Origin of the sequence: Halolamina rubra, assembly GCF_000739555.1 — an archaeon.
Classification (GTDB): Archaea; Halobacteriota; Halobacteria; order Halobacteriales; family Haloferacaceae; genus Halolamina; species Halolamina rubra.
The window spans coordinates 1-8,404 of the sequence record NZ_BBJN01000066.1 but is presented as its reverse complement, the minus strand read 5'-3'; the positions used below and the strand labels follow the sequence as shown (position 1 = coordinate 8,404).

At 67.5% G+C, this 8,404-nt stretch carries 7 protein-coding genes; 2 read left to right on the top strand and 5 right to left on the bottom strand.

Features of this window, described 5'->3' with window-relative positions; translation table 11 throughout:
• Positions 1 to 865 (top strand): AMP-binding enzyme (locus ACP95_RS14895; RefSeq protein WP_154018558.1); only part of this gene is annotated, 865 nt, incomplete at its 5' end.
• An 824-nt stretch (positions 866 to 1,689) separates the two neighbouring features.
• Here ACP95_RS14895 and ACP95_RS14890 read toward each other — a convergent pair.
• Complete coding sequence (locus ACP95_RS14890) at positions 1,690 to 3,039, bottom strand: MFS transporter (protein WP_049981954.1); 1,350 nt, start codon at positions 3,037 to 3,039, stop codon at positions 1,690 to 1,692.
• Between the two features lie 140 nt (positions 3,040 to 3,179).
• Between ACP95_RS14890 and ACP95_RS16665 the strand changes: the two genes are divergently transcribed.
• Entirely contained in the window at positions 3,180 to 3,392 is a 213-nt protein-coding gene (locus tag ACP95_RS16665) for a DUF7130 family rubredoxin-like protein (protein ID WP_049981953.1), read from the top strand.
• 36 nt (positions 3,393 to 3,428) lie between these two features.
• Here ACP95_RS16665 and ACP95_RS14880 read toward each other — a convergent pair whose 3' ends face one another.
• From ACP95_RS14880 to ACP95_RS14865, 4 genes are all read right to left on the bottom strand, one after another.
• Positions 3,429 to 4,430, bottom strand: coding sequence for a YeiH family protein (locus ACP95_RS14880; protein WP_049981952.1), 1,002 nt, complete (start codon positions 4,428 to 4,430; stop codon positions 3,429 to 3,431).
• Between the two features lie 186 nt (positions 4,431 to 4,616).
• Positions 4,617 to 5,390 (bottom strand): GNAT family N-acetyltransferase, encoded by a 774-nt coding sequence (locus tag ACP95_RS14875; protein WP_049981951.1) that lies wholly within the window; start codon positions 5,388 to 5,390, stop codon positions 4,617 to 4,619.
• Between the two features lie 57 nt (positions 5,391 to 5,447).
• On the bottom strand, positions 5,448 to 7,124 hold the full coding sequence (locus ACP95_RS14870; protein WP_049981950.1) for a sensor histidine kinase: 1,677 nt from the start codon (positions 7,122 to 7,124) through the stop codon (positions 5,448 to 5,450).
• Between the two features lie 84 nt (positions 7,125 to 7,208).
• Positions 7,209 to 8,321: an OBG GTPase family GTP-binding protein gene (locus ACP95_RS14865; RefSeq protein WP_049981949.1), complete on the bottom strand. Its 1,113-nt coding sequence runs from the start codon at positions 8,319 to 8,321 to the stop codon at positions 7,209 to 7,211.
• Between the last annotated feature and the right edge of the window lie 83 nt (positions 8,322 to 8,404).

The following is an 8,404-nucleotide window of genomic DNA, read 5'->3' as shown; positions in this document are numbered from 1 at the left end:
GGGGACGGAGTACCCCGACGCACACGACCTCTCCAGCCTGCGCTTGCTCGGCACGGTCGGCGAGCCGATCAACCCGCGGGCCTGGAAGTGGTACTACAAGCACATCGGCGACGAGTCCTGCCCGGTCGTCGACACCTGGTGGCAGACGGAAACGGGCGGAATGATGGTCACGACCCTCCCCGGCGTGAAGGAGATGAAGCCCGGCTCCGCGGGCCCGGCACTCCCGGGTGTCGACGCCGAGATCGTCGACACGTCCGGCGAACCAGTCGACGCCGGTCGGGCGGGCTACCTGACGATCCAGAAGCCCTGGCCGGGGATGCTCCGCACGCTGTACCAGAACGACGAGCGCTTCGTCGACGAGTACTGGCGCGAGTACTCCGACATCGACAGCGACGATCCCGAGGACTGGGTGTACTTCCCGGAGGACGGGGCGAAGATCGACGAGGACGGCTACATCACGGTTCTCGGTCGCGTCGACGACGTGCTCAACGTCTCCGGGCACCGGCTGGGGACGATGGAGATCGAGAGCGCGATCGTCGGCGTCGAGGGGGTCGCCGAGGCCGCGGTCGTCGGCGGCGACCACGAGGTCAAAGGCGAGGCCGTCTACGCCTACGTCATCACCGAGGACGGCTACGACGGCGACGAGACGCTCCGCGACGCCATCATCGCCGGCGTCGAGGACGCGATCGGCCCGATCGCCCGCCCCGAGCAGGTGATCTTCACGCCCGAACTCCCGAAGACGCGCTCGGGCAAGATCATGCGCCGCCTGCTCGAGGACATCGCCAACGGGGAGGAACTCGGCGACACGTCGACGCTCCGCAACCCCGACGTAGTGGCGTCGATCCAGGAACAGGTCGGGGAATAAATCCAATAGGGCGATACAGAATCGCCGGCGAGGTTCAAAATACCGGTGTACTGCCACGATATTTTTCGCTGCCCCGACGAAGTCTCGACACGATTCCGACCAGGGTTCCGAAATCGTGTTCCGAGATCCGTGGCCCCATTTACCGTCGGTGGCCAGGTACTGACAACCAGCTGAAGACGAAACACTGAATCGGATTTTCGAACCGGGAATCGCAAGACGGAAACCGATTATGAAAATCTGACCCCGCCGTTTCGGGTCTGTGGCGCCATCATAATCGGCCGAAATCCCCGCAAGTAGTCCCTGTATTGTGGCCAAAATCGGAGGTAGACTGGCCGTCGGCAATTCGCTGAAACGCTCGAAAACCTAGTTCTAGAGCGCTGTATGCGCAATCGAGGGCGTCGAAACGGTCGTCGATATTCCCGAAATCGGCGCGCAAAATCTTCATAATCGGGTTCCCTCTGGCGATTAGCCCGATTCGGAATACGTCGACGGCGAGCCTGATTCGGCCGAATTCGACGGGTATGAGCCGATTCGTCGACGACCAGGGATCGATCGGCCACGCGCCGAGCGGATTGACCCTGAATGCATCTGCAGTATTCCACGGACACGCCCCTTGCGGGGCCCGAATCCGATTATGAAACTGCCGACGCCCCCGGAAACCGACGCGACAGCCAATATCGGGGGTGAATCTGAGTATGGAAGCGGGTCGGTCACCGTTCGAGTTCGTCTGTTCAGACCGACTCACGATCGAGCGGGCGTGAAGCCGACACGCTCAATCGGCAGTTGGGGTTCGAACGCGCATCGAGGGGGAACTCGCTCGGTGCCTACCGGTAGGCAGCGAACTCCTCCCCGAACGCGAGGAAGTAGCCCGTGCCGGCGACGCCGACGACGGCCGCGATGGTGAACGCGAGCTCCGGGCTCACGAACTCCCAGAGATAGCCGCCGATTGCGGCGCTCGGGATCACGACCGTGTTCCTGAGCAGGTAGTACGTCCCGGTCACGCGCCCGCCGGCGTCCTGTTCGGCGGGGCCGACGATCAGCGCCTTGTGGGAGGGGAGCCCCGCGAAGCGCAGCCCCGAGAACGCGAACAGCAGCACCATCGCCCACTGGAGCGACATCGCCGGTGCGAGCACGTCCGGGCCGTAGATCAGCACGATGGGGAAGGTCCCGTAGACGAGGAAGCCGAGGCCGACGATGGGTTTGAGCCCGACGCGCTCGGCCAGCTTCGCGGCGGGCATCATCGTCGCCAGCGCGACCAGCATCTCGACGCCCAGGAGGTAGCCGAAGAACGCGGCGGGCGAGAGGTCGATCGCGTAGCTGGCGCCCGCGAGCGCGACGGTGGCGTCGAACCCCACCTCGTAGAACTGCGTGACCACCAGCACGAAGAACACGTACAACATCCCGTTGGCGAAGCGGACCAGCGTGTCGCCGACGAGCAGCGGCCGGAGCTCGCTCGGCATCTCCCTGAGGTCCGCCCGGACCTGCTCGAGGCCGGCGAAGGAGTCGCCGAAGCTGTCCTCGCTCGCGTCGTAGAGGACGTGCTGGACGACCGTGCCGACGGCGCCGAAGGCGACCGCGACCGCGAGCACGTACCGAAAGCTCACCGTGAACTCGGGGTGGAGCCCGATTAGCGCCGCCGCGAGCACCGGGCCGGCGAAGAAGGCGGTCCGGCGGAACGTTTCCGTGCTCGCGAACCCGGCGGCGAGCTTCGACGGCTCGGTCGCCTGCTTCACGACGGCGAAGGTGGCGCCGAGGCCGAAGGATTTCCAGGCCTGCGCGAGCAGCAGGCCGACGAAGATCCAGAGCCAGGGCTGGATCGTGATACCCGCGAGTTCGACGGCGCCGACGCTGGGCGCCACGAACCAGACCCCGAACCCGAGCGTCGAGAGCAGGCCGAACAGCGTGAGCGCGTAGCGCGAGCCCAGCCGGTCCGAGACGGCGCCGCCGGGGTAGGGGTACACCGCCGAGATCACGTTGCCGACCGTGCCGTACAGCCCGATCACGAACCCCGACGCGCCGAGGGCGGCCATGTACTCGGGGAGGTAGCGGCTGGTCATCTGGAAGCCGAGGCTGAACGCGAACATCGCCAGCGACAGGGTGAGCACGTCGCCTTCAAGCGCGAAGAACTGTCGGAACTGGTCGCGAACGGTCGGCTCGTCCCCACTTGCGGCCATCGACCGGGCGTTGGATCGACCCGCAAGAATAGCTTCCGGCGGCAGGACGCCGGATGGGCTCTCCCCTCGTACCCGAGCGTGCGTGAACTCTCCGAAAAATCATGGTTTGATTTACCGTACCACAGTGCGTAGGGGCACGTATGGCGTCCAGTGACAACCCAGAGAACGAGCTGCGGAACAAGAACGAGACCGAACTCCCCATCGGCGACCCGCAGGCGCCCGCGAAGCGGGAGTCCGTGATGTGGCGGTGTTCGGACTGCGGCGAGATGGGCCGACTGGCCGAGGAACTCCCCGAGACGTGCCCCGCCTGCGACGCCGACCGCGAGGAGCTCTATCGCTGGGAGGAGGACTGAGTCACCCGCCGCGGGGCGTCGCCGCGTCCCCGGCGGTCAGAACGTCGCGCGCACCACGGTAAGCGCGGCCGTGGACACGGCGAGCAGTGCGACCAACACCACCAGCACGGGCCGGTAGCCGGTCGCGCGGAGCTCCGAGAGGTTGATCTCCAGCCCCAGCCCCACAAAGGCCAGCAGGAACAGCCAGTCGGCGGCGTTGGCGAGCGAGTCGACGTCGTCCGCGCCGAGCAGGCTGAGGTTCGCGATCGCGACGACGGCGACGAAGCCGACGACGAACTTCGGGAACGGGACCCAGAGGCGGGCCAGCGTGCCGCGATCGCTCCCCGGGCTCGGGCCGCGGTCGCGGGCGTAGAGCACCGCGTACGCCACGGCGACGATGCCGATGGCGGCGTTCCGGGTCAGCTTCACGAGCACGGCCCACTCGCCGGCGGTCTCCGAGATCGCGAACCCCGCAGCCGTCACGGGGCCGGTGCTGAACATCGTCAGCCCGGCCCAGATCCCGAACGTCCGGTCGGGGAGCCCGAGTGCCGTGCCCACGGCGGGGTAGGCGACCAGCGTGAGCGCGTCGAACAGCAGGATCGTCGTCGCGGCGTAGGCGACCGCCGCCTCGTCGGCGTCGATGCTCTCGGCGACCGCGACGACCGCCGAGACGCCACAGACGCCCGAGCCCGCGGCGAGCAGCGACCCCGTCTCGCCGTCGATCCGGAACGCGAGTCTGGCCAGTCCCTCGACGAGGAGGATCGTCGTCGCCACGACGCCGCCGACGAGCAGCAGCACGCGCGGGCCGGCCGCGATCACGCGGTCGAGCGCGACGCTCGCGCCCGTGAGGACGATGCCGGTTTTGAGCCAGAGCTTGTGGGTGCCGACGCCCGCTCGAGTGAGGTCGGGGATGCCCACGATGTTGCCGACGACGACGCCGAGCAGGATCGCGGCGACGAGGTGGTTGAGCGGGAACACGGCACCCAGGAGGCGGGCGGCGAGGCCGAGGCCGAGGAGGAGCGCGAGCCCGGGAAGAAGGGTTCGGGACACGCTCACCACGGGATCGTGAGCCCGAGTCGGACCGCGGCGACGAGCAGGAGCCCCAGCAGCACTGCCTGCCAGCCCTCGCCGAGATCCATCCAGTTGCGCGCCAGGTCGTCGGCGTCGATCACTACCGGGAACTGAGAGGGAGAGGGGGATACCGTTTGCGCCTGCGGCCGGCGCCGCCGGATCAGGGGGTCGGTACTACCCGCCGTAGACGGCGTCCCAGCGCATCGCCTGCCGTTTGTTCCCGCAGTCGTCACAGACGAACTCGTCCATCGTGCCGACGCTCACGTCTACGCTGCCACAGACGCTACAGTACCAGCCGTAGTGTTCCGTCCGCTCCTCGTCGAGGTAGGTCGGGTGGAACGGCCCCTCGGAGCCGCGCTCGCTCTCGTCGTAGGCGATCACGAGCGTCTCGCCGTCGTCGGTCTCGACGCGTTCGGACTGGTCGTCGGCGGTAGTCGGCCCGCGTTCGCCGACGAGCGTCACCTCGACCACGCGGTCGCCCGCGAGGCGCACGTGACGCGTGTGCGCGGGATCGTACCCGTACTGTTCGTAGAACGCCACGCCCGCCTCGTTCGCCTCGATCACGCGGGCCTCGATCCGCTCGGCGCCGGCGTCGTGGAGCGCCGACTCGATCCGGTCGAGCAGCTGGTCAGCGGTTCCCTCACTCCGCCGGTCCGGGCGGACGTGGAGCCACTCGATCTGGCCGACGCGGGGGGAGTCGCCGGCGACGAACGCCTGCACGAAGCCGACGATCTCGCCGTCGTCCTCGGCGACGATCACGATCGTCTGGTCGTCGGCGAGCTCCTCGGCGATCGTCCCGGGTGCGGACTCCGCCGTGCCGTACCACTTCTCGACCGCCATCTGACGGCTCTCGTCGTCGAGCACGTCGTCGTAGGAGGCGGCGAGCGAGCGGTTCGCCACGTCCCTGATACCGGGGATGTCGGTCTCTCGTGCGGCTCGCAGGTGCATACCCCCCAGTTCGCCGTGCGTGATGTTGAATCTATGCCCGGTCCCGTCGTCGCGGCGCTACGGGCTGGCCGGCTGCTCGGGGGCGTCGGCGGCCACGAGTTCAACGACAAAGACGGCACCCCGCGGCTCGTTGTCCTCGACGCGGACCGTGCCGCCGAACTGCTCGGTGAGCGTGTTGACGAGGTAGAGCCCGATGCCGGAACCGGGGCTGTCCAGCCCCTTCTCCCCCTTGCCGAAGATCCGTTCCTTCTGGTCGTCGGGGACGCCCGGCCCGTTGTCGGCGACGCGGACCTCGACGGTGTCGCCGTGTTCGCTCGCCTCGACGGTGATCTCGGGCGTCTCGGCGTCGTTGTGCCGGACGGCGTTCTCGAGCAGGTTGCGGAACACCGAGGAGAGCATCTCGTCGCCCAGCACCGACGTGGTCGGGAGCTCGCCCTCGAGGCGGAACTCGGCGTCGGGGAACGACTCGCGGACGGCGTTAAGTTCGGTCTCGAGGTGGCGCCGCAGGTCGGTCGGGCCGGGGTCCGGGGCCCGTTCGCCCGACAGCGACTCGACGAACTCGCGGGTGGTCTCGGTGAGTGAGATCACGTGGTCGGCTTTCCGGAGCACGCGGTCGAGCGCCTCCTGGCCCTCCTCGTCGACGTGGGGCGGCAGCGTCTCCGCCCAGCCGCGGATCACGGCCATGTCGTTGCGGATGTCGTGGCGCACGACGCGGTTCAGCGCCTCGAGCTGCTCGGTCTTCTCCTCGAGTCGGCGACGGTACGCCTCCTGGTCGGTCACGTCGGTGATCGTCACCAGCTTCCCGGTCGTGACGCCGCCAGTGGTGAACGGGGAGACCGAGAGCTGGTAGTAGCGCCGGTCGTCCTCGGGGCCGGTGGCGAACACGCCCGGATCGTCGAGTCGGGCCGCGAACTCGGCGTCGACGGCGTCGATTGGCCGGCCGATCGAGTCCCGGAGCGCCGGGAACAGCGTCGCCGCGGCGTGGTTGAAGTCACGGACGCGCTCGTCGCGGTCGAGGAACACCGCGGGGGCGTCGCTGCCGCCGGTGAGCTGGACGGCCTCGAACCGGCGGACGTAGACGAACAGCGTGCCGACGGCGAAGACGGCGACGCCCGGCGGCTCGTACATCAGCGGGAGCAGCCAGGCGATCTGTTCGCCGAAGATCGTCGCCACCGCGGGCACACCGGTCACCAGAGCGAGACCGATCAGCGGCCGGCTGTCGGTGCCGGTGTGGTAGAACCGCTCGAGCAGCATGAAGAAGCCGACGGCGATGACCGCGTAGGAGAGCCCCAAGGTTACCCAGTAGAGGATCCCGTGCTGGATCGCGAGGTGGGGGAAGGGTTCCGTGGTCCAGGCGGTCGTGTAGTAGAGGTTGTGCACCGGGTTGGTCAGTTTGAGGCCGACGAACAGGAGGAACACGCCGACCATGGCCCAGCGGTACGGCGCCTGACGCGGGCGGCGGCCGGTGTAGGCGGCACAGAAGTAGGTCCACGCCGCGACGGCGACGAAGGCGAAGATGAACCCGACAGTGTAGGAGGTGAGGCGGAGGCTGTCGGTCGGCGCGACGAGGTAGCCGACGTAGCCCAACGACCACAGGGTGACTGCGAGCAGGAGCGCGACCAGCCCCTCTCGGGTGCCCGGGTGTTTGATCCGGAACGCCCGCGGGAGGCTCAGGAGACAGGCCACACCGGAGACGCCGAAGAGAGCGACGTGTGCCAGAAGGAGCGGGTCCATCGCGAGTGTGTGTCACTTATTCGCTCTCGCCATAACTGCTTTGGAACCACTGGCGGCAGGTGTCACGGCGCGCCGTCGACGCGGCTACTTGCGGACGATGATGCGGAGTTCGTCCTCGTCGGCGAGTTCGTGCTCGAGGCCGACCTGCTGGTCGTCATGCTTCGCTGACTCACCGCGCACGCGTGCGAAGCGGAACCGGTTCAGGAACTCCTCGCCGCCGATGTCGAGACAGGCGTCCTCGACGGTCGAGCCCGGCGGGAGGACGAGGGGCTCCTCGTAGTCGACGCCGCGGCCGGGCTTGTCCATGTACACGCGGATGAGGCCCAGCTCCTCCCAGATCTCCTCTTTGAGCCCGTCGAGGCCCTTCTCCTCCTGGGCGGAGATGAAGATGGCTTCGTCGGGGTCGATGTCGTGCTCTCGGAGGTTCTCCTCGACGGTGGGGAGGTAGTCGGCGTCGATCAAGTCGGCCTTGTTGACCGTGACGATCGACGGGAGGTAGACTCGGTTGTCCATGATCGCGTCGATCAGTTCGTCGATCGAGGGGTCGCCGCGGACGGTCACCTCGGCGTTGACGTAGCCGTGCTCCCGGAGCACGTCCTTGATCGTCTCCTTGTCCATGGAGACGGAGTCACTGGTCGTCACCTGCAGGCCGCCGGTGTGGGATTTGGTGATCGAGACGCTGGCGGGCTCGGTGTCGAGCCGTATCTTGTTCTGGTAGAGCTCGTATCGGAGACGTTCGTACTGGTCGATCTCGAACACCGAAAGCATGAACACCACCAAATCTGCGGTCCGAACGACCGAGAGGACCTCCTGACCCCCGCCGCGGCCGCTGGCGGCGCCCTCGATCAGCCCCGGGACGTCGAGGATCTGGATGTTCGCGCCGCGGTGTTTCAGCATCCCGGGGTTCACGTCGAGCGTGGTGAACTCGTACTCGCCGGTCTCCGATTCGGCGTTGGTGAGCGCGTTGATCAGCGTCGACTTGCCGACGCTGGGGAAGCCGACGAGGGCGACGGTGGCGTCGCCGGTTTTCTCGACGGCGTAGCCGTGGCCGCCGCCGGAGGAGGACTGGTTCTCCAGCTTCTCCTTCTTCTCCGCGAGTTTCGCCTTCAGCCGCCCGATGTGTGACTCCGTGGACTTGTTGTAGGGCGTCTCGGCGATCTCCTCGCGGAGCTCCTCTATCTCCTCCTCGAGTCCCATCGGGCGAAAATCCGGCGTGGGCGTCGTTAAACCTGTTCCTTCCAACTCAGTCACGGCGCGTGCCCAGCCGTCGACGCCATGTC

Coding starts and splice junctions, on each gene's coding strand:
- ACP95_RS14890 (WP_049981954.1), bottom strand. CDS start 3,039: ATGGCCGCAAGTGGGGACGAGCCGACCGTTCGCGACCAGTTCCGACAG.
- ACP95_RS16665 (WP_049981953.1), top strand. CDS start 3,180: ATGGCGTCCAGTGACAACCCAGAGAACGAGCTGCGGAACAAGAACGAG.
- ACP95_RS14875 (WP_049981951.1), bottom strand. CDS start 5,390: ATGCACCTGCGAGCCGCACGAGAGACCGACATCCCCGGTATCAGGGAC.
- ACP95_RS14870 (WP_049981950.1), bottom strand. CDS start 7,124: ATGGACCCGCTCCTTCTGGCACACGTCGCTCTCTTCGGCGTCTCCGGT.
- ACP95_RS14865 (WP_049981949.1), bottom strand. CDS start 8,321: ATGGGACTCGAGGAGGAGATAGAGGAGCTCCGCGAGGAGATCGCCGAG.